The organism is Larkinella terrae, assembly GCF_009668025.1.
GTDB classification, from domain to species: domain Bacteria; phylum Bacteroidota; class Bacteroidia; order Cytophagales; family Spirosomataceae; genus Larkinella; species Larkinella terrae.
Genome location: NZ_WJXZ01000005.1, coordinates 100,013 through 124,302, shown reverse-complemented (window position 1 = coordinate 124,302; position 24,290 = coordinate 100,013). Strand labels below are relative to the sequence as shown.

The window sequence follows — 24,290 nt, the reverse complement described above, 5'->3', positions numbered from 1 at the left end:
GGCGCGGATTCGGTTTTCGGCATCCGCGCCAATCTTAAATAATCACAGTAAACAACTTAACAATGGGAGATACTATATTACTACGTCTTGAATACGATCAGGGTGACGCCCGCGAACGGGTCGTTGATCTGAAACAACAACTCAAAGCCGCCCGCGAAGAGTTTAACAACCTGTATAAGCAGGTGCAGGCGGGCACGATGACCTCGACCGAGTTTGCCAAAAAACAGGCCGAGATTGAAAGCCAGATTAAAAGCCTGAAAACGGAACTGGCAGCCAATGTGCAGGTGGTTAAACAGCAGGACGCAGCCAACAAAGCGGCAACGGATAGCCTAAGCAAGATGGGTGCCAGCCATAAGGAGGTTGCCCGGCAGGCTACCGCCCTGACCCGCACCAAGCAGGATCAAACGGCCGCCACCGAAGCCGAACAGGAGGCAATCGACCGACTGATTGACGGACTGGACAACCTGGAAAACAAAACCGAACGGGTTACTGATTCCACCAGAAAGAGCGAAAAGGCAAGTAAGGACAGCAAAAAGTCAGTAACGGATTACATTAAAGAGTTAAGTCCGCTAGGTGTTAATCTGGGCGACCTCAGCGATAAGTTCCAAAACGGATGGGACACAGCCACGACATTCGGTAAAGGCATTCTTTCACTACGAGGTGGACTTGTCGCCCTAATGGCTGTCCCTATCGTTGCCGCTTTTACCTTGATTGTGGCTGCCCTGACCCGCACCCAGAAAGGGGTGGATTTTCTCGAACGCAAAACCGCAGCGTTTACTGCCGTTCTCGGCTTTCTGGCGGATAAGGTCGGCAACGTAGGCGAAGCGATCTACCGGGCGTTTACGGGTTCGGAAAACATTATCGGGCAGATTGGCGAGACGATCAAAAAGCAGCTGATCGACCGCTTTACGCTTGTTAGCAATATCCTGAGTTCCATCTGGAAAGGTGACTGGAAGGGAGTACGTGACGGGGCTCAAAAGTTTGCCGATGACTTCAAAACCCTTTACGACCGTGGCAGGAAGTTCGGCGAACAATTGGGCGAGGTTGCCAGTAAGCAAGAGGAAATCACCCGCAAAAGCCAGCAGATGCGCGAAGAGGAGCGCAAACTGAACGTGGAACGCGAGAAGAACATGGCAACCATCGAACAGCTTAAAATGCTCTCGGACGACACGAGCAAATCTGAATCGATACGTCTGAAAGCCGCCCGGGATGCCTTCAACCTGGAACAATCCACGACGGCCAAATTAATCCAGTTGGAAGAGAGACGGAAGGCCAACAAGGAAGATGAGTTGAAGCTAGGCAATAAAATGGCGAAGGATAATGAAGATCTGGCGCAGATTGAAATTAATATTTCCAAACTACGGGGCGAAAGCGCCACACGGTTAACTGAGCTTCAGAACAAACAACTGTCAATCCGCAAAGAAGCCAGCGACAAGGCCAAAGAGTTATCCAAGCAGGAACTTGAAACGGAGATCGGCAATCTGGAACGGCTGCTGAAAGTCGCCCAGGAGAACGGCGAAAAAACGCTGGCGATTGAAGAGGGTCTGATTGAGAAGAAAGCCCTGCTGGCCAAAAAAGATGCCACCACTAAAAAGCAGCGGGACCTGATCGATGCCAATGCAGCAGTAGAGTTAACAAACCTTCGACTCAAAACCGCTATCGATGAAGAAAACCGACTCGGCGAAATCCGGGAGTCGGGTATCAAGTACCGACTCGAACAGGTTAACAAGGGATCCCGCGAAGAACTCGATTTAATCAAAGACCTGATTCAATCCCAGAGCGATGCCGAGAAATGCAGCGTAACCGAGAGCATCAAAAACAAAGAGCAGCGGGACGCTAAAATCAAGGAGATCGACGCCCGAACGAAAACGGCATTGCTGCAGGCTGAAACGGATTTCGCCAACGCTCAGCGGGATATTCAGGAAGCCACCGACGACCGGCAGAACGCCCGGTATCAGAAACGGTTAAGCCGCGAGGTATCCTCCATTGATGACCGACTGGCAGTCGTTCGCAAAGGGAGTAAAGCGGAACTGGAACTTAATATTGATCGGCTCAATCAACTTGAGAAGCAGGAACGGGAACAAAACGAGAAAGACCCGATTCGGCTTGAGGAAATAAGACAAAAGTACATTAAACTCCGCGAGAAAGCCGATCAGGATTATTTGGCGAGTGTAGTAGAGCTAGGGCTTTCTGTCGCTGGAGAACTTAACAACACCTTGTCTTCAATCTATGCAGCCCAGGAAGCGATTCAATCCAAAGCCTTGCAACAGCAGCAGGAAGCAGCCTTGAAATCAGCGGGCAACAACGCCGAACTCAGGGCGGCTATTGAGGAGGAGTATGAAAAGCGTCGGGAGAAACTGGAAAAGGAAGTCGGTGAGAAAAAACAGCGGGCCGCCCGCATTGAAGCTGGAATCAATACCGCCGTGGCCTTCACCAAGGCGCTAACTGTTGGCCCGATCCTCGGCCCGATTCTGGCGGGTTTTATCGCCATACAGGGATTTGCCCAGCAAGCACTGATCAGTGCCCAGGAATTTGCCGAGGGTGGCGTATTTGAGCTTCCGAAGAGTGGCCCGATTGTTCGCGGTGTCGGTGGGCCAAAGTCGGACAACATCAACGCGAAGCTATCGCCGGGCGAATCGGTGATTAATGCGAAAAGCACAATGATGTTCTATCCGCAGTTGTCGGAGATCAACCAGCGCGGAGGTGGCCGGGCGTTTCCCGGTACCGAAGCCCTTTCTCAGCCGATGACGATTCCGCTACCGGATCACATCATGCACTACGCCGGTGGTGGAGTATTTGCCAGCAATCAAGTCGAGCGTATCGACTACAACAAACTGGCGCAGGCGATGAGCCAGCTTCCGGCGCCACGCGTGGCAGTTGACGAAATTTCACGAGTCCAAAACCGGGTCGCCGTTCGTGAAGCCGCGAACGATTTCGGTTAACGACCATTGACCGTCTAAAAAAATCGAACATGAAAACGATTTTCATTATTGCTCAGGCTCTCCGGCTCATTCGCTTGTCGGCGGTCGTTCGTCGGGAGTTTCCGGAATGGAACGGCAAACGGCCCAACGAACTAATTAGAGACTATTGCGACCATTGGGCCGTTCAGGTTGCCCTGGACGAAATGCAGCGGTACGAACACGTTGTCCTTCAGGAGTCGGAAGGACGTAAGCCGGACCCCTGGCAGCCCCTCAGATGCCCGCCTTTGTATCTACGTATCCTGCGATACAAAGGCCGCCACTTTTCCAAGCTGCATTACGTTCAACGCACAACGGTTGAAACCATCAAGGCGCACTGTGCACTGGTGACAGTCTGGAACAAAAATCGAGAACTAAGCCAGCTACCGTTCCGAACGCAGGAGGAACTTAACCAATACATTGATCAGCGGATTATGGAAGCGTTCATAAACGCGGTGCCTGAGAATCGCAGGAATTAGGCCCGTAGCGCAATGATCTGTTTTTGATGCTTATCTCACGATTTAAAACCGTTCGCCTGTTGTGCGTCAGATTTGGCCGCAACGGGCGAACATTGCATTATGACCCAATTCAAGATCAAGGTTTATCTGAGTGAGAGCCAGGTGGCCGAGCCAATCGGCGGACATTTCTTCATGGTTACCCGCACGAACTGGTGCTTCGTAACTGCCGGTTCGGTGCGGTATACGCAGGGTGTTGCCGGAGAGGATCACTGCGTTCATCCGCTTGCCCACTACAGCGACTGCCAGCCCGCCGACGGGGAAGCCTGGAGTTTGTCCGAAACAGATTCCTGCGTTGATGAAAGGTTTGTCGAAATGCCCGAGGGGTACAGGGTCTACCACCGGGCCATTCGTCAGCTACCGGTCTACTCGTTCGAGTACAAGCCCGAGCGGTTTAGTCCCGAAGAGGTTGCCTTTCATTTCCCGCTGGCCCGGCGCTGGTTCGGCGCGTTTATCTCGGGTTCGGAATACGTCTATTCGGGTGGCTACCTCATCCGGCGCGGACTTACGAATCTGGAGCAATTACTGGAATCTGAGGTAGAGGAAAACGAACTTATTCACGTTTGACGCAATGGAAAAAACAACAGGTTCAACCAAAAGACGCCGTGAGCAAATCCGACTGGCCGCTGCCTTCCTCATCCTTAAATCGAAGCGAGAAAGTGGCTGTAAAGCCCCAGCGACGGGCAAAACGGATGCGTAGCGATGCGATCTGTCTACAGGTCTTTTAGTGGGTTATTTTTACTTTTTGCGTATTCTGAACGGACCTTCTCGAAGGCTTTCCGATTGCACATTTGCGCTTCATAGGCTAAGCTAATATGCGATACGTTGAAGTAGTGATGCTGGTCAGTTCTGGAGTCTGCTTGTACGGACTTGCCACGCCAGGTTGCAATTGTTTCACCTTTAGCTTTGCCTGATCCATATTTCTCGGTAAATGCCTGCTCAATTTCTGACGATCCATCAGACCAAAAATCGACTAGGTTACCCCTGTAAAAAGTAAGGAACACATTATTAAAATTCACGCCCGCAACATTGAGCTTGTGGGCGTTAAACTTTTTGGTATTAGGACACAGTGACCCTTCTGCTGCATGGCTACCGACCTTGCCTTTTTGAATTGCTTCGACGGTATCAGGTAGCACCTCCTCGAACTTCGCCCCCAGCGACTGAGCAATCCCGGTCAGGTCGGACACCTTCGTTTTGCCGATCTTGAACGGGCCAACGCCCTCGATTTTATCCTGAGCGTTCGCCGAGGTGATCAGGAAGGTATATGCGATGAGTAACAGTGCTTTCATATCCGTAGGTATCTGATACAATGATACGAGGTGAAAGCATACGGCATGCCAGGTTTTACTTATTCGGTCGCCCTGTTACGTGGTCTGTCAGAATTCGATGTGGCAGTAAAAAGGTAACCAAAAGAAATCCCCAGCAGCAGAACCACCGGGGAAATAACAAAGGGCTGGAAACGTCCTAAGCAACCAGCCGACAGGTAAAGAAAGTAATATATCCTGTGCCTCACTCCGCCAAAAGGATTCGCTGTTGATTAGCGATGACTGGTCCGCATGAATGGCAAAAGAGTAGCTATTAAGTCCAATAGCCTGAGGCCGATGAACGTCTCGTTCCTGGATTTATAAGGATAGTTTACCAAGTATTATCAAAAGCTCATCTCCAAGACCCTCTTTCTATTGGAATAGGCTGGGGAGCAAGCCGGGTGTTGGTATGAAACGGATCTTTTAATTCGGCCAAGGGACCAAAAATCCATTTTAGAATCATTCCAGCGGTTGTCACCTTCAGGGCACGACGCAGCTGTGAGATCAGGACGATTCGGAATACTTTCATGGCAATAAAGTTTAAGGTGAAAAAGTAAGCAAGTCCCGAAAAGCTCGAAAGTCCTTGCAAAAAACGCACTATTGCCTCATCAAAAAGCAATCATCACTCAATGCGCAGCTCGAGAAATAGCCCGGGAAAGCAGAAAATGGGCCGTTGAAGGAGAAGCAGGTAAAGGCATAACGAATGCACCACGTATTAATTCCTGATTAAGCGTATTTATTTTCAGTTTGTAATTGGGACAAGTTGGAAACGACGCTTACCATCCTGGCTACATCGGTGGACCGAGGTGGATAAACTATCATCACAAGAAATAGCGTTCCCTGTCAAGCAGACATCTCTATGAAAGGTCTGAGGAAAATTTTTGAAATCAGGACTTTGCTTGTCAATAGCGCTAATCTGATAGTGCCTATTAACCATCCCTGAATCTATCTCCAACGACGTTTTTAGTCGCCGTTGGAGGTTTTTGGGTATTTAAGCAGTAAGCAACTGAGTAGTTTGCGTAAAAAGATTATTAATCCAAATCAATAATCTTTTTTGCTATCGCGTTTGGCCTGCTTGTCTGCTCGCTTCTCCTTCAGCGTTTTTGCTGCTTCTTTTTTGTCACTACCTTTCGTAGGAGCTTTCTGTTGGGCCATGATTTTAGGTTTTAGTTGACAAGAAAGGTACCGTAAATAAATGGCATTTGGACAAGAAATAATTAAAAAGAAATACCTGTGACCGCGGCCCCTGTTTACCAATTGCCTGTTAACAACCTATTGGGCAAAAGTTTTACTGAAAATATGTGGTCCAATCAAAACCAGGAGGTAGTACATTATCCTTAGGCACTACTTCGTAGTCACCAAGCAAAATGCGTGCATCATGCCGTAACAGATGGGCCTTTGTTCAACTCCTCGGCATTGGCCAGGAGCACTCGAATCATCTGGGGTATTTGATCCCGGATGCTTTATTAATAAACGAAAGGAATAACAGGTGCAATGTTCCGGTTATTACCTTAATTACAATCACATAGGTATATCCTATTTAAATTTATTTAGGGCCAGATTCCAAAAATCTGTCAAGGCATGAATTTTATGCCAGATTAGGTCTGTTTGTCTGTTGTGAATTAGGGAATGACAGATAGGATTCCACTTCATCAACCAGTCGCACCAAGTGATGCTTTAAATAAATTCGCTGATCGTCAATAAAAAATGCCTGTTCATTGTCGTAGTCGACGGAAAAAAAGCAGCCATTGGCAAAATAGCCGTTACCCTGATTAAAATACCGGTTTAATCGGTTGGCTGGGAGATGATCAGATAAATCTGTAATCAAGGCCGGCAAGCAGGAACGCATCCAGACCACTAGCGATGTAATATCCTGAATCTTTCCGTTTACTCCTACTGCTTCGGTAAAAGCAATTTCCTGTCCCAGTTGCCGGAAATGCTTCAGCAAATCATCAACGGTCATTATTAATTCGGCAAAGGTGGCTTTCCAAGGCTCTTTTTCATCGGAATCCCGGTAGAAGGTGAGCGACTCGATGAGTTTATGAACACGAATCAAGCATAGTTTTATCAGTTCGGTGTTAGTCGTCATATCGTTTGATAGATTTTGGGTTAATGCCTTTCGGTAAGCAGGAAATAAGAGAAAAAATCAGTTATAAAATGGCAGAATCTTTATCTAGGGTATGTGGACTAAGGTTTGGGCGTAGATTACCCTAACTTCGCAGCGATCACTGGTACCTGAAACCGGCGCTGCCGATGACGGTTGTGGCGTACAAGCCAGCGGTATGTGGCCTTCCGTCGTCAACGTTCCCGAAGTTGGGTCAAGGCCAATCCAGCCCGCTCCAGGAATGTAAACCTCCGCCCAGGCGTGCAAAGCCAGCAAATCCGTCTGTGAATCATCCCCGGACACCTGAGCCAGATACCCTGAAACAAAACGGGCGGCTAAGCCCATTTGCCGCAAAATCTGCACGAGCAACCAGCCCGAGTCCCGGCAGGAACCAATCGCCCGTTGCAGGGTTTCTTCGGCGGTTTGTACGCCGGGTTGCAGACGTTCGGTATACGTGATAGCTTGATAAAGCTGTTGGTTGAGACGGATTAGAAAGTCCACCGTGTCCCGCCTGGTTTGGTCGACCTGCCTTACCCATTGACGTAGATAGGGTCCCGGCTCTGAATACTCCAGGTAAGGCGCCAGGTCTTTTTTGAGCTGGGCATTATACTCGAACGGAAAGGTGGCAGCGTCGGTATCCACAAAAAAATCGAAGGGGTTAACCGGTTCCAGCCTGGCCACAACCCGAACCTGAATGGTCATGGTTTGAACGGCATCCGTGAAATCGACCCGGGCAACAAAATTGCCAAAAGGATCCTGTTGCCAGTGCAGCACGTGATTGGCCGGTTCGATCGTCAGCGAATACGATTCAATGGCAGCTAGGGAATGAGCGGCTGGTTTTAATCGGACCAGGTGGGATGACAGAAAAACCATTCGATCATAGTTGTATTGGGTATGGTGGTCTAAAGCGACTCGGATAGCCATTGTGGGTTGAATAAAAACGATTACACTTTTTCGAACACCAGCCGGTAATGGTCCATGATCTGACGCTGAAAACAGATGCGGTTTGGACTCCTACGAAAAACAGCGATTAAATCTTGAAAGGCCTTGTTAGTCAGTAAGCGGGGTAACAGTGAGACATATAAGGCGTATTTGTTCCACTGAAAGGCCCGGAACCGCTTTCGCCATTGACCAATGGTTTCAATGTAGTCCAACCGTCCACTACTTTGCGACACTAGCTTGAAATAGGGCCCTGCACTGCGAACCACCTGCTCAAGGCCATCGGGTAGCCACGAACCCGGAAATTGGGCAATCATCAGTGCCATCGCGTAGGAGTCCGAGTCTTTGGGGGCTTGCAGACTGATCTGTTCGAGCGGGACCCTGTTTTTACCGAAGACCATCGTTTGCATGTAAAACCGACCCCCTACAGGCAATAACGCATGAACTTTGCGAAAAAAATCGGCATAGACCTCATCCTGCTCACCCGCCTGGTATTGCTGAATCGAACAGAAATGTTCCAGCCCACCGATGCAGGTGACGGCATCGAATAACCCATAGTCTTCCGGTGTGATCAACCGGCAATCCTTTACTTCCACCATTAGTCCATTCGCCACACAGGCAGCCGCCTGGGCGGATGACAAAGTTACCCCCGTCCCTTTTACACCCCGTTCTTTCAGGTAGGTCAGGAACGGTCCCCAGCCACAACCCATATCGAGGACTTTTGATTCTTTGTTGATGTGAAGGCTTTCGGTTATGAAGCGGTGTTTCTGCCGCTGGGCCTGTTCCAGGGTTAGTTCAAAATTACCGTTGTACATCGCTCCGCTGTAGTCACCGGTCTGCCCCATGCTCAACCGAAAAATCTGATCAATCGTGGAGTAGGTAAACTCCAAATCCTGTTGATTAGCCATTGTTTTGTAGAGTAAGTCCTGACCTACGCGGCCGAAACGTCGGCCCGCCGACCCAATTTTTTTAGAAGACGATAGTGGGAATGGATCGCCGAGAAAAAGCTGGAATTTTCCAGGTAAGGAAGATCAAAGTCATGGGCGGTTCGCTTGACAATAGCGGTAATGGCCGGGTAATGAATATGACAGATTTTAGGAAACAGGTGGTGTTCGATCTGGCGGTTGAGTCCACCACAGAAAAAGGCAGCTACCGCCGAACGGGGGGCAAAGTTGGCCGTTGTTCGCAACTGATGGATCGCCCAGGCTTCCTCAATTCCCACGCCTTCGGTCGGAACCGGAAACGAGGTACCCTCCACCACGTGGGCTAACTGGAAAACCAGTCCTAAGATCAGACCCTCCACCAGGTGCATGAGGATAAAACCGATCAGCACCTGCCACCAGGAGATGTCTAGTACCAGATAGGGTAGCACCAGAAAGAAAAAATAGTAAACCGCTTTGGTCGCAAACAGCATAATATACTGCCGCTGGGGATGAGTGGAATTATCATGCTGACCAATCTGTTGTTTGAAGAACTTGTGGTAGTCTTTGCGAAATACCCACGACAGGGAAGCCAGGCAATATAATGCAAAGGCATACCAATGCTGGAAGCGCTGCCAGGACCGTACCGGCTCGTCCACATCCACCCGAATCAAGCCGGGTGCAATTTCGATGTCTTCATCGTGGCCGGGAATATTCGTGTACGTATGGTGAACCACATTGTGGGTAATTTTCCAGACGTAGGGGTTGGCTCCTAATAGATAAAAACTGCTGCCCAGGAGCCGATTGACCCAGCCTTGGGACGAAAAAGCGCCGTGCAGGGCATCATGGGAAACGTTGAAGCCGATAAAAGCGGCAAAAGCCCCTAATCCCACGGCCATGGCCAGCATTGTCCAGGGGCCGTATTGGTTGGACAGAATAAGGGTGTACAAAAGTAGATAGCCACCTAAAAAGAAACCCGCTTTAATCCACATGGCCATATTGGCGTGGGTAGAAAGACTTCTTTCTTTAAAGTAGCCATCGACGCGCTGTCGCACGGTAGCAAAGAAAGCGGATCGTGTCGTATTGGTGAATTTGAGTTGCATATAGTAACGTCAGTTAAATAAGTGGCCGACCTGCTGCAATTGACGCAGGATAGGTAAAGCCAGTCGGCCTTTTTTAGTAAGGGAATACTCGACCCGGGGTGGAACTTCGGCATAGACCGTTCGGGTTAAAACATCCAGTGCCACCAGGGCTTTCAGCTCGCCCGCCAACATTTTCTCACTCATGGATGGTAACTGCTCACGAAATTGCCGGAAGCGAAACGTGTCTTCCCCGATCAGCAGGATAATCGTCAGTCGCCATTTGCCGGAAATAATGACCAGGGCTTTACTAATGAGGGTAAAATCCACCGGGGTGGGTACATTGTTTCGGTTTTTGGGGACCATTGGACGGGGTTTTGAGCCATGAACCGACTCGATTCAGATGACCGCCAAACGGCCGTGAAAAAACGTTAAACGTGTTGCGATGAGGCTGACAGGTTAAAAATAGAATCGTTCGGCGGTTGTCGCCAATGGCACAGCAAACTAGCAGGGAAGAAAGAGAGTTAAAAGTGAAGCACCGGTGCGGGCCCTATAGCAGAGGTTACAAACTTACAACGCAGTAAGTGACAACCTTAGTTCATAAAATGAACATTAATTTAAATATCAACAAAGTAGACTATGGCCATTGATGCTGTAAACCGAAGCGATCAGCCCACAGGCGTTTTGTTCGCTCTGGAGTAAATTGTGATTCGTGCGACATGAAAAATCGGTTTTCCGAACGGCTTTATCGAGAATGCGGTTATCAAACAATTCGCCCTACTTTTTCTTATTAGTATAGCTCTCCCTGGCATGATGATCCCTGACGAACTGAATACCATTATTTTATTTCCAGGATTCAATGAGGTGACTTTACCGAAAGACGCTGAGTTGATTGATATACGGATAGAGGGATATCAAGTTAACATGTTATTCAAAACAAAAGGTGAACCAGCAAGTGTAAACCGTCAATTTTACGCGGCCTTTAATTCTGCACCAACCGATTACACCCAAGGCATTTTGCGACTCTTAAAAAAGATTGAGTTTTCCGACGGAACTTCAATGGCGATGATCTACGAGGTTTATCCGTATGAAGGAAGCCAGTAATTCGAGTTTATTAATCCAGGTGGTAGGGATATTGCCAATTGAGTCAGGTACCGAGTTGGTAAACGCTACTTGGGCAACTTCATTCCGGAACAGACCTTATCAAGGGGCCGGTATCACCTCCTGCCAGGAGTTTACCCCAATTCTCATGAAATAATCGGCGAAAGCAACGAAGCGTATCTTCGTATTGGAACTTTGCCAGGTTCTTGGTTACGCAGTTGGTAGTGCATATCGTCCCGAATTGGGCAATGAAAGCCCCATGATCCCACCTGAACCCCAGCCAAGTAATGGGAGGAATAGGGCATGCCTGCCTCCTAACCCTGGTTTATCGTTTTATTGCGATCCTGGCATGGTTTTGATTTAGTCCTATATTCTATCAATGCATCAAGCTAGTGTTTATGAAAATTTTTTTAACAGGAATTATAGCGGGTTTAGCGATTGGGTACCTGACGGCTCCGCGCTCGGGAAAAGAAAGTCGTTCCCAATTATCGAGAGCCATCGATGAACAAACGAAGGGGGTAAAAAGTCAGTGGAATAAAGCAATGGCCCAGGAAAAAGAAACGGTGGAAAACCTAAAATCGCAGGCCAATAACTTAGCAAATAAAGATGTGGGCCAGATTGAGCAGGCCGTCAAAACGTAATAGCAGCATCTCTCGTACTCAACGATATGAAAAGAAATCCTGATCATAACTGACCAGGTTTTTTTTATTTTCTTCAGCCTACAGGGCTCGGCATAGCCAGCTGTTGCTCTACGCCTATTTACAAGCCACTACCATCTAATTAGTTTACCTCCGCTCTTTTTAGTTTACCTCCGCTCTTTTGCACGGCTGAATAGCATCGTTCGGACGAGCACGCTTCTGTTCCTGACGAATTCTGGATTGTAACCAAACAATACTAATAAAGAATGTAAACACCTTCCCATGCAACTCGTTAAATTTTCCAACCGGGACAAATCCCAATTCTTTTCAGTCCTGCGGGGACGGGTAGAAATTTATTTCAAGCAGGGGGCCATTTCCAAGCAGGGAGACAAGTCTTTAATCGGAAAGGGCATCTTTATGTTAACCTTACTGCTGCTCCCCTACAGCTTGATTTTAAGCTACCAGTTTTCACCCTGGGCCTGCCTGGGATTGGCGGTGGTCATGGGGCTGGGTACAGCCGGCGTAGGTATGGCAGTAATGCACGATGCGAACCACGGGTCTTTTTCGAGCCACCCCTGGGTTAACGCCTTGTTTAGTTCAAGCCTGTATTTACTGAGAGGAAATGTCTTAAACTGGAAGGTTCAGCACAATACGCTTCACCATACCTATACCAATATTCATGAGGTTGACGAAGACATTACGGGCAAGTTTTTACTTCGGTTATCCTGGGGTGACCCCTATTGGAAGATCCATCGCTATCAGCATATTTATGCATTTTTCCTCTACGGGTTAATGACATTGTCCTTCCTGGTAAAAGACTTCCGGCAAGCCTATAAATACAATCACCGCACAGAAAATAAGCTGGTCAAACCGTTTTCGAATTATGATATCGGCCTTTTAATCACTAGCAAACTGATCTACGTGCTGTTCATCGTCGGATTGCCACTGGCCATTACGAAACTAACGTTTGGGCAGTGGCTAATAGGTTTTTTGGTGATGCACTTCATTGCGGGCTTGGTTTTGAGCACCATTTTTCAACTGGCTCATCTAGTTGAAGGAGCCGAGCAGCCCGCCCCCGACCAGAACGGTTTGATTACGAACGCCTGGGCTATTCATCAGCTCCAGACAACAGCGGATTTTTCGAGTCCGCGGATAGTATCCTGGTTTATTGGTGGTTTGGATTTTCAGGTTGAACATCACCTTTTTCCGACCATCTCCCATATTCATTACCGCGCGTTGTCTTCAATTGTTCAACGCACGGCTGAGGAGTACGCCATTCCTTACAACCGTAAGGAATCTTTTTTTAAAGCCATTGCGTCTCACATCAGGATGTTGAAAAGGTTGGGTAATTAAGTGGGAGCGAAAGGATGTAATAGTCTTAATTAAAAATTGGATGGAATGGAGCGAACAGGAAAGCGAATACCCCAGAACACCTTGTTTTTGGGGATCTGATGGCTCGGTGTTGTATGGAATAGTGGGCCGATGCGACCGTTGGAAGTTAATTGCTTCTGAAAACCGGGGGGAGTATAGTACGGGAGATATTACCTTAACGGAAATTGGCCGTGCCCAAAAGTGGGCCAACGATCAATTAGCCCGGCAATAACTTCAATTCCGTTTTTTAGGGCGATTAACCTGAACCGATTGCCTTTGGTGATACTTCCCGGGCGAATTTCGCAAATTATAAATGCTCCTGCGGGCAACTTAAGTGAAAATAAACTGTTCAGTGTATATAGCTACCTCTTCAACGGTCCCTCCGCTTCACCCTATTGGGTCCTCCGTTAATCTGCCCTAGCACCCTGTCGCCTACTACGCTCGTTCGTGGAATTATTTTACGTTCCACCAATCAGGTTCTTTTGTAATTGAAATATACAACCCGTTCGATCACGATAACTAATTATGTTCATTTTTTACCCATCAGCCATGACCTTATCAGGATTTCGATTTAAAGTTTATCGCGTTAGCTTTTTACAAATTGCTGGTATCAGGGATCTTTTACAAAGAATCTTCCGTCCCGTCATTGATCAGAAACCATCCATTTTAGAAAGATTCGGCCCCTTTACAACGGCTGGTTTATCCCTGTTTACGCGCCAGCCGGAAGTAAGGCCGTCTATTCCCTTGCTCCAGGATGGCCAACCTGGTTGTCCAGTATTTTTAAGGCAAGTATCCTCCCCGCAGTTTCAAACCTTTCAGCGTGAAAGTTAACCTCAATCCGATCGACATTCCTTTCCAGGCAGGAGAACAGGTATGCGTTAAACATCTTTTCATGATTGGAGTGGTAACTACCCAAAAAAGTACTATGCTAACCATCCTGCGTTTTTTTGTCTATGACAATTCCGACCGTCACACAGCCCATCATTTGCATGCCGATATGTCAGGAAGCTTGTTGGCAGACTTTAGGTACGGGGAGCGATTAAGTATTACGGAACAATTCGAGGGAAGCACGGCGAAAAAGTACGTGGTTGCGGATTTGCCTTTCAGAAAACAACAAACCAGTAACTTACCCGGTATGATAGAGCAGACAATCGACGTTTATTTAGTCCCGGAAGAAAAATGGAATGAATTTACGCCTGATTTCTCTTCAATCGATAACCCCTGGCACGGTCCAACCTTATAACGGGTGAAGTGAACGATCGATTCAATCAAACTAACTTTTAATCCATGCCATGAAAACGCTATTAGAGTGGGCCATTGGGGAGCTAACCAGCCGCCATCGTTTACGCAACAATCAGATTTTAGGGGAAATAAATCACGCCGGGCGAAACTCGGTCGAGCTTCTATTCCTGGATAAAGACCAACCGGAACGGGGTGCAGTTGAATTGTTACTGGTTCAGAGTAATTCGGTTCAACTACTGGTGAACGGAAGCTGCTCGGCGTTTTCCTGTCAGATTTCTACGTTGATGGAACTGGCGGGTCGGTCTGACCAATCGAAAAAGCATCACACCACACTGCAATTTACTACGACCCAGGAGGTTATTGACTGGCTCGAAACCACCCATATTGCCAACCAATAAATCTAACAATATATGTCTAAAATGCTCTCAAAACAGCGCAAATCAGCAGCGCTTCGAATTCTTCCTTGCGATAAAATGCCCTACCTGGTGCGGGGGGTGGCTAACACAATTTTACATTTAACGGATACACAGGCCGCCAAACGGTCTGACTTAATTCCGCAATTTAAGGTGGTGCCGGTAAAGTCGGGACTGGTACGAATATGACTATTTTATTTGATAAGTTGTTTACCCAGACGGTGAATGGATTTGTCTGTCGGGAATCAGTACGGATCACGGTAATCGGAGTATTGCTCCAAAAAGGAGATACCACCGATGCACTTGAAGCTGGAGGTATTAATATATACCAATGGGTTGGCAAAAAACTGAGCGTTTCTTTAACCGCCGGCATCCATACCATTACCGGCCTGCCGGATTAACGTTGATGATTGTAAAATTACATTAAAGCCGGACTACCTGATTACTGGCATATTAACTCGACTGAAACGAAAATGGACGAACAGGATTTATTAGATCACATTGCACTGGTTGAAGGTTGGACAGTCAATGAACAAGGTCGTTTTTATACCTGGCCACTGCGTGATTTCCATTTTGCGACCGTTACAGAACATGAGGGGCGGCGGAAATACTCGATTCATAATGGCAATATGGATCGTAATCCGGAATGGGTTTCGGTAGTTTACTTTAAAACCAATTCGTTCGACTGGTTCCAGGACGCTTGGCAGGACATTCGGAATATGGAACAGCATCAATATGAAGCTACCTTTTAAGCCTTGCTTCGGATGTGTTACAACGTTAAAGCCGTAACCCCGTTAGGGGAGTTAGTCAAGCAATTTAAAGCCGTTCAGGCTCCTGCAGTTGAGTTTACGCCTTACGAGAAGGGCAGCGGTTTTGCTCATCCGATTTTGCCAGTCATCTCAGTAGGTAAACCCAACCAAATCCAACTGTTTAAATGGGGATTAATCCCCGCCTGGGCTGGTGGCTTCGTCGGGTTTAAGCATTGAGGTGGTTGCCTGCCCTAACGGTCACCATCACCTGGTGGACCTTGCCGCTGCTAGTGACGGTAATGTCCCTTGTTTCGAGCTGTCCCAAATTAATCAGTATCAGACTATCACGGCTGGATGCACTCATTTTCTGAACCCAGTTCCCGTGTTTGCCGGAGGTAATGACCTGCCGGGTTTGCAGTGCTGATTAGAAAAATACTTCTTAAACAATCGAAACGGCGAAACGTTTTATTCTTCGACCGGAATTAGCCTGCGATCAACCAGCATCTTTTAACCAGGCATTTTTCTTTACACTTTGTAAATCGATTCAATGCATGTTTACGGGGCCAATTATCATAATCGAAGACGACGAGGATGATCAGTTTATTCTTGAAGAAATCATCCGGGAGCTTAATGTGCCCAACCCAATCCGCTTTTTTGCGAACGGCGAGCAGGTTCTGGAATACCTGCTCGCCTCCCTAGAGCAACCCTTCATCATTCTTTGTGACATCAACATGCCGTTGATGAGTGGACTGGAGCTTCGGCGCGCTATTGATGAAAACGAAACCCTGCGCCGGAAAGCCATTCCGTTTATTTTTCTGTCCACGGATGCTTCTCCGCAATTGGTCAATCAGGCTTATGAGACGACCATTCAGGGCTTTTTCAAAAAAGCCGTCGTTTACCAGCAGACCAAGGAGCAGTTGCATTGGATCATTGGTTATTGGCGTCACTGCGTGCACCCGCATATTTGGAATTGAATCCTACCAATTCCAAATATGCGACAAACAAAATCCGGCGCAGGCCAGACGCTATTCTAGCCACCCAGGTACCGAGAAGAAAGGTTTTTATGGAAAGAACCGCTGGTCCGGCAATGTTGCCGTGTTCAGCCAATAGTCTTTCAGAGTTTGCAGGTACTGGACCCATCTTTCAAAGCTTTCGGGCTTGACCATATACGCGTTTACCCCCCGGTCGTAGGAAGTCCGGATATCTTCGGGTGAGTCCGAGCGGCTCAGGACAACGATGGGAAGACGCCGAAGCCGGGGAGCTAGTGCCCGGATTTCTGCCAGCAGCCTCCAGCCATCCTCCCGGTCAGGTAGATACAGATCCAACAAGATGAGATGGGGTACTCGTAAGCTAGTAGTGATACAATGATTTAGGTAATCCAGCGCCTTCACTGGGCCGTCGGCTAGCATCACGTCAACCTGCTGGAAGGCTTCGCCAATAGCCCGCCGGATAATGATCTGTTCATCGGCATCATCTTCGATGACCAGGATGCTGATCTTTTGTGGGTTGCGGGTTGATTGAGTTAGGTTGGGCATTCATTTGGGGTGATTGTGAGGGAGACCACGGTGCCAGCCCCGGGACACCTTCTGGGTTAAGGATGGGGAAGGTACGCTTACTAGCTGCCAACTCCAAGTTATTTCCGCAGAACCTGAGGTTACGATAAAATTCTGGCTCTCAAATGAAACAATTGACGTTTTAAATGGATTGATATAGGTTAATCTGAATCCTACAGGAAAAGAAAGCTTAATGCCGTACAACTACCATGAAAAGTCGAGTGGTAATGATTGATGATGATGAGGAAGAAGCTTTACTACTGTATCATGCCTTTATTGCCTGGCAGCCTTCCATCGAGCTAAACTGGTACGCTTCTGTTCAAGCCTTTTTAGACAACCACCCCACCGCAGCAAAGGCCCGGCTGATTCTGTTGGACTACAACTTACCGGGTCAAACTGGCAAGGACTGGTTACCGACCTTTCTGGCCCATCCCTGTTGTCAGGGTGTGCCGGTCGTGCTGTTCACCGGGTCTGAATCAAAGAAGGTTCATCAGGAAGCTATTCAAGCCGGGGCCGCAAACGTTTTTGTCAAACCAGAGACACAGGAGGAAATGAAAGAGCTGGTTAAACACTTCGCCCGTACCTGGTTAAGCGGCTAGAAGTAGTGATCGCCTAGTTCCGAAAATAGAACTAGGCGATACCTGGCGACGAAAAAACTCCCCATCCGGTTCACCGCGCAGACGCGGGTTATTGCGGTTTGGATACCTAACACCAATGCGGCCAGTGATCAGCCGTGGAGCGGTTTCAGGGACAGCATTGATGAGATCCAGAGCAAAACCGGTTATGATTTGCTGAGCAATGTTCCGAGTCGGCGATTGAGAAACAGGCAGATAAGGTGACCGTGCAGGCGGTAGATTTTCACCCGGATTTATAAAGGGCTTTGCAGGATTCCGAGTTGTCTTAGCTCTGAAACCTCGGGTTCCCTAACTCGTAAACTGCGCTGGTTTCCGTACGTTAATTGTTGGAATGAGTTTCCGATTTCTATTAAGATTCAGTCAGTTCCATAAAGTCACATTCTACTCTGTTTTTTAACACTCGTTTTATGGATTCTCTATTTCTCGATAGGCGCGGATCAAAGTGATCGCGTCCATAATGACTGAAGGATCGGTTCGTTCAAACGGATGATGCCTCAATTTAAACCCTCTTTTGACAATCCATTCTAATTCTCTGAGATGGTGTTGTATACTTTTTTTTCCATAAAGGGATAACTACATCCAAGTAGCACAGATACCCTGATCGGTGGAAAAACACTCGAAAAACAAGCTAACGGCCTTATGGAATGATCGAAGAGGAAGCAGCGTCAGTTAATCAATGGTTTGGTCCAATAATTGTTGTACATTCTACCGCCACCGTAACAAACCGATACTCATGTCTCAAATTATCCAGATTCAACAAAACGATACTGTTTTTCTCACCCGATTCGTTGAGTATTTACAAAAACAGGGACTCTCTGTGGGTCGGGAAGGAATATACATGGGGGAAGGCATCTGGTCTTCTTTTGAAAAGTACAACACAGATGAGGTCCTATCCGATTTTATAAACAGTACGGCCAATTATCCGGTCAAAACACCTAATTCAAGTAGAATGATCCAATAATCTCAATCAATTAATCTCCACTTTTCAAACTCATTATTGGAAAGGAACAAGGAGATCTTTTAACTACCAAAAATTGGTATGATTAGGCAGCGACACCGTTTTCAGCCAATATTCTCCCAGCATTTGAAAGGTTTCAACCCAGGAAGTTGTATCGGTGGGTTTGACCATATAGGCAGTGATACCTCGATTATAAGAGTTCGAAATATCGCCCTGGTCATTGGAACTACTCAGCATGACAATCGGAATCAGATTTACCGGAGCGGGTAACGATCTGATTTCATGGAGGAGGTGCCATCCCATCTCTCGTTCGGGTAGGTATAAGTCCAGTAAGATCATCGATGGAAATTCTACACCAACAGTCAGACAGTCGTTCAGATAGGCCAATGCCTCCTTCGGGTTGGTAACCCTGATCGGTTTAACCCCCATAATGGCAGATTTAATGGCAAGTTTCATCAGTATCCACTGATCCTGACCGTCCTCAATAACAAGCAGGCAACCCTTCTGTAGATTCGGCTTTTGGGTTGAAGAGTTCATGAGTATGTGTTGGGGTTGGGGTATAGAATAAAAATTGAAAGTGCAATGTTTGCACTGAATGAATAAACTAAAAACGGATTAAAGAACTTTGAGTAGTGGTGCAGTTTGCCGACTCACCTACTTAAAGGAGCGGAAAAGGGACCTTGTTGAAAAAAAAGGAAGGTAATTTATAGTAACTACCAGAAAAGCTATTTGTTAAATAAACGTCCGGTTATTACACCCAAAATCACTCGTTTTATGGACACTGGCAATGATTGGAAGGGAGTCTTCCATTTGCCTACCATTTAGAATTCGTGATGAATAATATAGTGTGTCACCTCAAGTATTTACCTGCCTCCAAACAAAACAGGCTGGATTTGCAGCGGGGCGTTTGACAAAGGCAAAGTATTTGGATTTAAGCTCGGTCCCCGAACAGTTTATGGATATTTGTACCAAAAATTTAGGGGAGTTGCCCAGGACCGTATCACTGATCAGAATCCGCTCATGTTGATTAGAACCGTTTTTCCAGGCGGATTTAACACTAATATCATTGCTCAAGGTGTCTTTCTGGGGAAAGATTTCAAAAAGTATGGACGCCCCGGTGGTCTCTTTGTAATCTGAAGCAATTAAATAAGTTCCCTGATAGCCACTTTCACAATTCGATTGGGCTATCAACGACAGGGGAGGCTGGCAAGCCTCTGGCTCCTGCTCTTTTCCCGACTGACAAGCGTTAAGAAGCAAAATAAAGACAAATGCAACTATTGTTTTCATGACCAGCAGACGGGCTATTTATACGGTTTGTCCTTTCTTAAACTAGTCCCTTTAACAGTGCGGATCAGGTTAATGTTTTGCAACCTCTACCTATTTTGATACGGCTTTTAATTACAAGTTTACCTCCGTCTAGACATCCTCCGCTTCACAAACTTAATAGTGGAAAATCGGAAAGGGGAAGATCTTCGACCTGCGCCTTTCTCAAACTTAATAAAGTTTCCGGATATGCGCTGGCTTTTCATTTGGTGGTTAGATAAATAACAACAGACTCAAAATCAAGAAAATGGAGCCTTGTGGTATCTTGTTCCCGGTCTTTATAGTCAACCACAAAGCCAGTTGAATAATGGATGGCAACATCAAAAGTAGTTGGGTATACATTACCCCCTCGTCTGAAATGAAGACGAAACAGTTTGGAGCCGTTTAAGGCATTCGATTTGTGAAAATTGGAGAGTTGGTATCCGCCATCGGTAAGAGTGCAGTAGTCCAGTAATTTCTGTAATTTTATTGCTAGTTGATCCATCACTTTTTTAAATGTTCCTGTATTAATTATACTAATTTGGTGATCTATTCATACATGTAATCCAGTTTCATTTTTAGGAATGTAGACCGAAACGGAATATTAATTATCCTCGATACCTTAAGGAGGGGTAGCGGATCAGACCAATGTCTGAATCCAAAATTCGGCAGAACAGTATCAGCTAATAATTTATTCCAAGACGAAATCTGTAAGTTCTGATCTAAATCAGCATGTTTATTCACGGTTAAGAAGGGCATTTTGATAATCAAAAAAGGTAAGCAAGGAAACAAGTAATTAGCCAGGTTTCCTTAGATATAAAAAGATGTGCTGGACTAAAACAGATGCGATATGAGCAGAACGAAAGTCCTATCATTCCGGAGCCAATGAAGAGAAGCAGGTACCCTAATAACGTCGCTCCGCAAATTAAATTCCCTTACTGGCGTATTAATTTTTAATTTCAACTAACTAATTAAGCAGATTAAGGCTCTTTTTAACAAACTAGCCCCATTTTGGGCTTGATTACATGGAGACTAGGCCATTGAGTAAAGTACCTGCCCGATTGAAAGAGCCTCATTACCGTTATCTCTAAACGCAGTCCTTCCTGGCCTCGGTCTTTTTTCGCTTGGTAGCCTTGTCAGGGCTACCCATTTCCGGACGGCCCGCCCCTGCCGGATGTAGAGATGTTTCCCAGATAACAACATGGTGCCCCTTACTGATTCCTCCCAGGCTCTTCTGGCCCTTTTGGCTACTTACCGCCCGACGTCAAGCCCTTTTAAATAATTGGCGAACGGTCTGCGAAGGCGATACGTCCCTTCACACGATTGCCAGCTTAAGCCAGGAGGGATGAGAATCTGTTTGTTTGATGACGCTAATCTGACCATTCCGCTCCAGATGAGCCTCTTTAATTGTGGTGACTGCGTCTATATTGGCCTTGATGCGAACCTCTTCCAGCAGGTCTTCTTCGGTGATATATTCCCGACGCATGTTTTGGTGTAACCAGGTTCCATTGCGAAAGAGCACTATTTTCTCGCCTTTGATTAGCGCTTCCAGTCGGTGACTCCGGCAACTCACCCAGCCCAGGAGTCGATGTAATAACACCAGTACCAGGCAGGCCGTCAAGGTGGAGACAAAGGGAGAAGCACCGACCACCGCCCGACTTAAAATTGCGCCCAGTAATAATAAGATCACATTGTCGAACGGAGCATGCATACCGAAAGCGCGCTTTCCAGCGATTCGGTTGAAGAACAGGGCTACAAAGAAAACAACAAACGCCCGGCAACCCATCTGCCAGGGAGTCAAATCCCGTCCCTGACCAAAGATTACAATTAAATAATCCTGAAACATATTTGGTGTCGTTATTATGCAGGAGCGTGTTACTCTGCTCAAGGTCGCTAACATCCGAGCGGGGCAATCTGTTTGAAGAAGATGATACCGGTCAATCCATACTTGATTCTATGGAAGCATCATTTATACCCTGCCCGGTGAGGCCATTTTGGTTTGATCAAACGGGCAGGTAAATGCGAAAGGTAGCTCCTTTTCCCGGCTCACTGCTGGCTGTAATGGCTCCCCCGTGATTATCCACCACTTTTTGGCAGATAGCCAGACCGATACCACTGCCGGCAAATTCCTTCCGACCATGCAGCCGCTGGAATACCTGGAAAATCCGACTGCTGTATTTTGGCTCAAACCCGATGCCGTTATCGGCTACATCGATCCGGTGATAGTGTTCCGTTCGACGGGCAGGCGTTACGCCGGCGGGGAGGGCATTCACCGGTACGACAGACGCCTGAATACTGATGAGCGGAGTGACGCCTGATCGGCGAAATTTCAAGGCATTGCCCAGCAGGTTCTGAAACAACTGCCCTAATTGCGAGGCGTCCCCCTGAATTATCGGTAAGGGGCCGACCGTGATAGTCGCCCCCGTTTCCTGGATCAGTAGGTCTAAATCCGTCAGAGCAGTTGTCACTACCTGACCCAGGGATACTCGCGTCGTGGCGGCTGCTAGGGAAGAGAAGCGGGAAAAGGCCAACAGGTCTTTGATGAGCATCGACATGCGGCTGGCCGCCGCCTGCATCCGTTCCAGGTAGCTCAGGCCCGGGCCTAACGTGTCGGCGTACTGGGTCTGGAGTAGATCGCTGAACGATTGGATTTTGCGCAGGGGCTCCTGCAAATCGTGAGAGGCCACCGAGGCGAATTGCTCCAGGTTTTGATTCGAACGCGTCAGCATCTCATTGGATTCGGCCAGTTGCTGATTGACGGCGTTTAACTCCCGAGTGCGCTCGGTAACGATCTCTTCGATCTTCCGCCGTTCGGTCACCTGCTGCGTATTTTCCAACACCCAGACGGCTACCTTGATGACCCGGCCGTCGGCATCTTTCAGGGGCGAATAGACGAAGGTAACGTAAATGATTTCTTCCTTTCCGTGGCGGATCAGCATCAGCTCCACCTCGTTGGCAAAAAACGGCTTCCCTTCGCTGACGACCCTGTCCAGCGCTTGGGCGTAGTAGGGAGCCGCTTCAGCAAAGGGCACCCAGTAGTTTTTGCCAATGATGTCCTGGTAAGGCTTGCCGGCTACTTCGATAAAACTGGCATTGACAATTTCACTCACCAGATCCGGGGCGCTCATCACACAAATACCGATTGGAGCCTCCAGGACCATATTCCGCAGCACCTCTTCGCTGGCTTCAATTTTTTTACGGACCAGTACCTGCTGGGTGACGTCGGTCGCCACCACCAGAATGCCGGATACTTGCTGATTGGCCTCGCGTCGGGGTTGATAGGTCAGATCCACGTAAATAGTCTCCAATTGATAATTCCGCTGGATCTGGACCGACACTTCGTTGGCAATGTAGGGGGTACCAGTGGCAATCACCTCCCGGAGCAGCCCGTCAAAGCCCTGCCCCTTTAATTCAGGCAAGGCATCCAGCAGGGATTTCCCGACGATCTGCTCGGGTTGGCGCCCTACCAGGTAGCCATAAAAAGGATTCGCCATTCGGAAGGTCAGATTCTCCTCACTGATAATGGCAATGGCGACGGGAGACTGTTCAAAGAAGGCCAGCACCTGTTGCTGGGTTTCCTCTTGAACAAGACGGGTAGTATTGGCGGGGGTAGTATCCTGCCCGATAACCAGCACCCCCATCACCTGGCCCGCTTCATCCCGGACGGTGCTGATGCTGAAGGTCCAGTAGCTGTCCTGCCGTTGGCCGTTGCGCTGGATGGGTAGGTATTGATTCGGCGGCCAGGTGGCTTCTTCGCCAGCCAGGACCTGATCGATCAGCGGCTGGATGGGTGGCCAGCTTTCGGGCCATCGCTGTTGGCTGGGTTGGCCTACGTCCATCGAATGCTGTTCGTCACTGCCCAGACTAGTGAGATACGCGTCGTTACCGAAGAAAAGTTGGTCAGGTCCCCAGAACAGAAACAGGGGAAACGTCGATTGCAGAAGAATGCTCAGGGTCGTCTTGAGGCTTGGGGGCCATTGGTCGGGCTCGCCCAGCGAGCTTGATGACCAATCGAAAACCCGTATTCGTTGACCCATCTGGCCGCCACCATCTAAGAAGGGGTATCGATGGGCAGATGCAGTGCTGATTGGCATAGAGTGATGGGAATGCCGACAAGATACGAAAAGGCGGGTAGAATCGGAAAGAGGTCCTGGTATGCTACCCGTTAACTTATTCATTGGCAGCAAGGCCGAGTTTTTGAATCAATCAACGCCGGGCAGCGGGATCTTTTAAATCGGAGTAGTGATTTACAAACGTCATCGGTTTGTCAAATGATACAAGAGCTGCCTCTTAAAACGCCCGTTTTCTCTGGACGGTGACCCATCGTGCCACCTAGCCCTTTTCGGCTTAATCCGTTAGTCTCAAATTGCCGTCTCCTGAATCTACGTTCCAATTTTAGTGACATAGATGAGTTTGTGATACTAAAATCGAGTAAAGAAAACGTCGACTTACTTTAATAATTCGGGCAATTATTTTCACACCAAAAACAGGCGATTTGAGACACTTAACG

General features: G+C 47.8%; 27 protein-coding genes. 15 read left to right on the top strand and 12 right to left on the bottom strand.

The window, feature by feature from the left end; translation table 11 throughout:
- The first annotated feature begins 62 nt into the window (after positions 1-62).
- From GJJ30_RS10260 to GJJ30_RS10250, 3 genes are all read left to right on the top strand, one after another.
- Entirely contained in the window at positions 63-2,942 is a 2,880-nt protein-coding gene (locus tag GJJ30_RS10260) for a coiled-coil domain-containing protein (protein ID WP_154175058.1), read from the top strand.
- 29 nt (positions 2,943-2,971) lie between these two features.
- Entirely contained in the window at positions 2,972-3,436 is a 465-nt protein-coding gene (locus tag GJJ30_RS10255) for a hypothetical protein (protein ID WP_154175057.1), read from the top strand.
- A gap of 99 nt (positions 3,437-3,535) precedes the next feature.
- The gene (locus GJJ30_RS10250) at positions 3,536-4,039 is read left to right on the top strand and encodes a hypothetical protein (RefSeq protein WP_154175056.1); all 504 of its coding nucleotides are present in this window, start codon (positions 3,536-3,538) and stop codon (positions 4,037-4,039) included.
- A 146-nt stretch (positions 4,040-4,185) separates the two neighbouring features.
- Here GJJ30_RS10250 and GJJ30_RS10245 read toward each other — a convergent pair whose 3' ends face one another.
- The 7 genes from GJJ30_RS10245 to GJJ30_RS10215 form a co-directional block, all read right to left on the bottom strand.
- On the bottom strand, positions 4,186-4,761 hold the full coding sequence (locus tag GJJ30_RS10245) for a hypothetical protein (RefSeq protein WP_154175055.1): 576 nt from the start codon (positions 4,759-4,761) through the stop codon (positions 4,186-4,188).
- A gap of 367 nt (positions 4,762-5,128) precedes the next feature.
- The gene (locus GJJ30_RS10240; protein ID WP_154175054.1) at positions 5,129-5,305 is read right to left on the bottom strand and encodes a hypothetical protein; all 177 of its coding nucleotides are present in this window, start codon (positions 5,303-5,305) and stop codon (positions 5,129-5,131) included.
- Positions 5,306-6,364: 1,059 nt separating this feature from the next.
- Positions 6,365-6,865, bottom strand: a complete 501-nt coding sequence (locus GJJ30_RS10235) for a hypothetical protein (protein WP_154175053.1) — start codon at positions 6,863-6,865, stop codon at positions 6,365-6,367.
- An 84-nt stretch (positions 6,866-6,949) separates the two neighbouring features.
- A complete protein-coding gene (locus tag GJJ30_RS10230; protein WP_154175052.1) occupies positions 6,950-7,804 on the bottom strand; it encodes a transglutaminase family protein in 855 nt (284 codons plus the stop codon).
- Between the two features lie 20 nt (positions 7,805-7,824).
- A complete protein-coding gene (locus GJJ30_RS10225; protein WP_154175051.1) occupies positions 7,825-8,727 on the bottom strand; it encodes an SAM-dependent methyltransferase in 903 nt (300 codons plus the stop codon).
- A 23-nt stretch (positions 8,728-8,750) separates the two neighbouring features.
- Positions 8,751-9,842 carry a fatty acid desaturase family protein gene (locus GJJ30_RS10220; RefSeq protein ID WP_154175050.1) on the bottom strand — a complete coding sequence of 364 codons (1,092 nt, stop codon included), beginning with the start codon at positions 9,840-9,842 and terminating at the stop codon, positions 8,751-8,753.
- 9 nt (positions 9,843-9,851) lie between these two features.
- Positions 9,852-10,184, bottom strand: a complete 333-nt coding sequence (locus GJJ30_RS10215; RefSeq protein WP_154175049.1) for a winged helix-turn-helix transcriptional regulator — start codon at positions 10,182-10,184, stop codon at positions 9,852-9,854.
- Between the two features lie 444 nt (positions 10,185-10,628).
- On the opposite strand from GJJ30_RS10215, the gene GJJ30_RS10210 reads away from it, so the two are divergent.
- The 10 genes from GJJ30_RS10210 (at position 10,629) to GJJ30_RS10165 (ending at position 16,306) form a co-directional block, all read left to right on the top strand.
- Positions 10,629-10,922, top strand: a complete 294-nt coding sequence (locus GJJ30_RS10210) for a hypothetical protein (RefSeq protein WP_154175048.1) — start codon at positions 10,629-10,631, stop codon at positions 10,920-10,922.
- A 395-nt stretch (positions 10,923-11,317) separates the two neighbouring features.
- Positions 11,318-11,560 (top strand): YtxH domain-containing protein, encoded by a 243-nt coding sequence (locus GJJ30_RS10205; RefSeq protein WP_154175047.1) that lies wholly within the window; start codon positions 11,318-11,320, stop codon positions 11,558-11,560.
- 279 nt (positions 11,561-11,839) lie between these two features.
- Complete coding sequence (locus GJJ30_RS10200) at positions 11,840-12,910, top strand: fatty acid desaturase family protein (protein WP_154175046.1); 1,071 nt, start codon at positions 11,840-11,842, stop codon at positions 12,908-12,910.
- A gap of 567 nt (positions 12,911-13,477) precedes the next feature.
- On the top strand, positions 13,478-13,759 hold the full coding sequence (locus GJJ30_RS10195) for a hypothetical protein (protein ID WP_154175045.1): 282 nt from the start codon (positions 13,478-13,480) through the stop codon (positions 13,757-13,759).
- Positions 13,749-14,171, top strand: a complete 423-nt coding sequence (locus tag GJJ30_RS10190; protein WP_154175044.1) for a hypothetical protein — start codon at positions 13,749-13,751, stop codon at positions 14,169-14,171. Before GJJ30_RS10195 ends, GJJ30_RS10190 begins: the two co-directional genes overlap by 11 nt.
- A 49-nt stretch (positions 14,172-14,220) precedes the next feature.
- Entirely contained in the window at positions 14,221-14,568 is a 348-nt protein-coding gene (locus GJJ30_RS10185) for a hypothetical protein (protein WP_154175043.1), read from the top strand.
- Between the two features lie 200 nt (positions 14,569-14,768).
- Entirely contained in the window at positions 14,769-14,984 is a 216-nt protein-coding gene (locus GJJ30_RS10180; RefSeq protein ID WP_154175042.1) for a hypothetical protein, read from the top strand.
- A gap of 72 nt (positions 14,985-15,056) precedes the next feature.
- The gene (locus tag GJJ30_RS10175) at positions 15,057-15,335 is read left to right on the top strand and encodes a hypothetical protein (protein ID WP_154175041.1); all 279 of its coding nucleotides are present in this window, start codon (positions 15,057-15,059) and stop codon (positions 15,333-15,335) included.
- Positions 15,336-15,347: 12 nt separating this feature from the next.
- Entirely contained in the window at positions 15,348-15,569 is a 222-nt protein-coding gene (locus tag GJJ30_RS10170; protein ID WP_154175040.1) for an SOS response-associated peptidase family protein, read from the top strand.
- 314 nt (positions 15,570-15,883) lie between these two features.
- A complete protein-coding gene (locus GJJ30_RS10165; RefSeq protein ID WP_154175039.1) occupies positions 15,884-16,306 on the top strand; it encodes a response regulator in 423 nt (140 codons plus the stop codon).
- A gap of 87 nt (positions 16,307-16,393) precedes the next feature.
- On the opposite strand, the gene GJJ30_RS10160 is transcribed toward GJJ30_RS10165, so the two are convergent.
- The gene (locus GJJ30_RS10160) at positions 16,394-16,867 is read right to left on the bottom strand and encodes a response regulator (protein ID WP_154175038.1); all 474 of its coding nucleotides are present in this window, start codon (positions 16,865-16,867) and stop codon (positions 16,394-16,396) included.
- A gap of 227 nt (positions 16,868-17,094) precedes the next feature.
- Here GJJ30_RS10160 and GJJ30_RS10155 point away from each other — a divergent pair, with 227 nt between their 5' ends.
- Both GJJ30_RS10155 and GJJ30_RS10150 read left to right on the top strand, forming a co-directional pair.
- Positions 17,095-17,484 carry a response regulator gene (locus GJJ30_RS10155; protein WP_154175037.1) on the top strand — a complete coding sequence of 130 codons (390 nt, stop codon included), beginning with the start codon at positions 17,095-17,097 and terminating at the stop codon, positions 17,482-17,484.
- A 769-nt stretch (positions 17,485-18,253) separates the two neighbouring features.
- On the top strand, positions 18,254-18,481 hold the full coding sequence (locus GJJ30_RS10150) for a hypothetical protein (protein ID WP_154175036.1): 228 nt from the start codon (positions 18,254-18,256) through the stop codon (positions 18,479-18,481).
- 63 nt (positions 18,482-18,544) lie between these two features.
- On the opposite strand, the gene GJJ30_RS10145 is transcribed toward GJJ30_RS10150, so the two are convergent.
- The 4 genes from GJJ30_RS10145 to GJJ30_RS10130 form a co-directional block, all read right to left on the bottom strand.
- On the bottom strand, positions 18,545-19,015 hold the full coding sequence (locus GJJ30_RS10145; RefSeq protein ID WP_154175035.1) for a response regulator: 471 nt from the start codon (positions 19,013-19,015) through the stop codon (positions 18,545-18,547).
- A 318-nt stretch (positions 19,016-19,333) separates the two neighbouring features.
- Positions 19,334-19,765, bottom strand: a complete 432-nt coding sequence (locus GJJ30_RS10140; protein WP_154175034.1) for a hypothetical protein — start codon at positions 19,763-19,765, stop codon at positions 19,334-19,336.
- 1,330 nt (positions 19,766-21,095) lie between these two features.
- Positions 21,096-21,626, bottom strand: coding sequence for a DUF421 domain-containing protein (locus GJJ30_RS10135; protein ID WP_229313071.1), 531 nt, complete (start codon positions 21,624-21,626; stop codon positions 21,096-21,098).
- Positions 21,627-21,783: 157 nt separating this feature from the next.
- Positions 21,784-23,817 (bottom strand): PAS domain-containing sensor histidine kinase, encoded by a 2,034-nt coding sequence (locus GJJ30_RS10130; protein WP_170299160.1) that lies wholly within the window; start codon positions 23,815-23,817, stop codon positions 21,784-21,786.
- Positions 23,818-24,290: the final 473 nt, after the last annotated feature.

What these genes read in the sequence shown, in the direction of transcription:
- GJJ30_RS10260 (WP_154175058.1), top strand. Translation starts at nt 63, where the DNA reads ATGGGAGATACTATATTACTACGTCTTGAATACGATCAGGGTGACGCC.
- GJJ30_RS10255 (WP_154175057.1), top strand. Translation starts at nt 2,972, where the DNA reads ATGAAAACGATTTTCATTATTGCTCAGGCTCTCCGGCTCATTCGCTTG.
- GJJ30_RS10250 (WP_154175056.1), top strand. Translation starts at nt 3,536, where the DNA reads ATGACCCAATTCAAGATCAAGGTTTATCTGAGTGAGAGCCAGGTGGCC.
- GJJ30_RS10245 (WP_154175055.1), bottom strand. Translation starts at nt 4,761, where the DNA reads ATGAAAGCACTGTTACTCATCGCATATACCTTCCTGATCACCTCGGCG.
- GJJ30_RS10240 (WP_154175054.1), bottom strand. Translation starts at nt 5,305, where the DNA reads ATGAAAGTATTCCGAATCGTCCTGATCTCACAGCTGCGTCGTGCCCTG.
- GJJ30_RS10235 (WP_154175053.1), bottom strand. Translation starts at nt 6,865, where the DNA reads ATGACGACTAACACCGAACTGATAAAACTATGCTTGATTCGTGTTCAT.
- GJJ30_RS10230 (WP_154175052.1), bottom strand. Translation starts at nt 7,804, where the DNA reads ATGGCTATCCGAGTCGCTTTAGACCACCATACCCAATACAACTATGAT.
- GJJ30_RS10225 (WP_154175051.1), bottom strand. Translation starts at nt 8,727, where the DNA reads ATGGCTAATCAACAGGATTTGGAGTTTACCTACTCCACGATTGATCAG.
- GJJ30_RS10220 (WP_154175050.1), bottom strand. Translation starts at nt 9,842, where the DNA reads ATGCAACTCAAATTCACCAATACGACACGATCCGCTTTCTTTGCTACC.
- GJJ30_RS10215 (WP_154175049.1), bottom strand. Translation starts at nt 10,184, where the DNA reads ATGGTCCCCAAAAACCGAAACAATGTACCCACCCCGGTGGATTTTACC.
- GJJ30_RS10210 (WP_154175048.1), top strand. Translation starts at nt 10,629, where the DNA reads ATGATGATCCCTGACGAACTGAATACCATTATTTTATTTCCAGGATTC.
- GJJ30_RS10205 (WP_154175047.1), top strand. Translation starts at nt 11,318, where the DNA reads ATGAAAATTTTTTTAACAGGAATTATAGCGGGTTTAGCGATTGGGTAC.
- GJJ30_RS10200 (WP_154175046.1), top strand. Translation starts at nt 11,840, where the DNA reads ATGCAACTCGTTAAATTTTCCAACCGGGACAAATCCCAATTCTTTTCA.
- GJJ30_RS10195 (WP_154175045.1), top strand. Translation starts at nt 13,478, where the DNA reads ATGACCTTATCAGGATTTCGATTTAAAGTTTATCGCGTTAGCTTTTTA.
- GJJ30_RS10185 (WP_154175043.1), top strand. Translation starts at nt 14,221, where the DNA reads ATGAAAACGCTATTAGAGTGGGCCATTGGGGAGCTAACCAGCCGCCAT.
- GJJ30_RS10180 (WP_154175042.1), top strand. Translation starts at nt 14,769, where the DNA reads ATGACTATTTTATTTGATAAGTTGTTTACCCAGACGGTGAATGGATTT.
- GJJ30_RS10175 (WP_154175041.1), top strand. Translation starts at nt 15,057, where the DNA reads ATGGACGAACAGGATTTATTAGATCACATTGCACTGGTTGAAGGTTGG.
- GJJ30_RS10170 (WP_154175040.1), top strand. Translation starts at nt 15,348, where the DNA reads ATGTGTTACAACGTTAAAGCCGTAACCCCGTTAGGGGAGTTAGTCAAG.
- GJJ30_RS10165 (WP_154175039.1), top strand. Translation starts at nt 15,884, where the DNA reads ATGTTTACGGGGCCAATTATCATAATCGAAGACGACGAGGATGATCAG.
- GJJ30_RS10160 (WP_154175038.1), bottom strand. Translation starts at nt 16,867, where the DNA reads ATGCCCAACCTAACTCAATCAACCCGCAACCCACAAAAGATCAGCATC.
- GJJ30_RS10155 (WP_154175037.1), top strand. Translation starts at nt 17,095, where the DNA reads ATGAAAAGTCGAGTGGTAATGATTGATGATGATGAGGAAGAAGCTTTA.
- GJJ30_RS10150 (WP_154175036.1), top strand. Translation starts at nt 18,254, where the DNA reads ATGTCTCAAATTATCCAGATTCAACAAAACGATACTGTTTTTCTCACC.
- GJJ30_RS10145 (WP_154175035.1), bottom strand. Translation starts at nt 19,015, where the DNA reads ATGAACTCTTCAACCCAAAAGCCGAATCTACAGAAGGGTTGCCTGCTT.
- GJJ30_RS10140 (WP_154175034.1), bottom strand. Translation starts at nt 19,765, where the DNA reads ATGAAAACAATAGTTGCATTTGTCTTTATTTTGCTTCTTAACGCTTGT.
- GJJ30_RS10135 (WP_229313071.1), bottom strand. Translation starts at nt 21,626, where the DNA reads ATGTTTCAGGATTATTTAATTGTAATCTTTGGTCAGGGACGGGATTTG.
- GJJ30_RS10130 (WP_170299160.1), bottom strand. Translation starts at nt 23,817, where the DNA reads ATGGGTCAACGAATACGGGTTTTCGATTGGTCATCAAGCTCGCTGGGC.